This is a genomic window from Pantoea sp. SIMBA_079 (assembly GCF_046940275.1).
Classification (GTDB): domain Bacteria; phylum Pseudomonadota; class Gammaproteobacteria; order Enterobacterales; family Enterobacteriaceae; genus Pantoea; species Pantoea borealis.
In genome coordinates, this window is the sequence record NZ_JAWRYR010000952.1 from 1 (window position 1) to 233 (window position 233).

Consider the following 233-nt stretch of genomic DNA (forward strand, 5'->3'; position numbering starts at 1 on the left):
GTGCGACGCCCAAGGTCGCCGCGGCCCGCCGGGCCTCCGCGCGGGCCGCCCGGCGCGACTGACGCGCCGACGCGATGAGCATCTCGACCGCCGGCGCACCGGCCGACTCGGCCAGGCGAAGCAGCGCGCGGGCAGCGCCATCGTCCGGTTCCGGCAGGCCGGCAGCTTCGACGGCGCGCCGAGCAGCGCGGACGGCGGCTTCCATCGAGGCTCCTCCGGTCAGCGCGACGGCG

At 79.4% G+C, this 233-nt stretch carries 1 protein-coding gene; it reads right to left on the bottom strand.

Annotated elements, in window-relative coordinates:
• Nucleotides 1–205: hypothetical protein (locus SB719_RS22750; RefSeq protein WP_412160122.1), on the bottom strand; the 205-nt coding region annotated here is incomplete at its 3' end.
• Between the last annotated feature and the right edge of the window lie 28 nt (nt 206–233).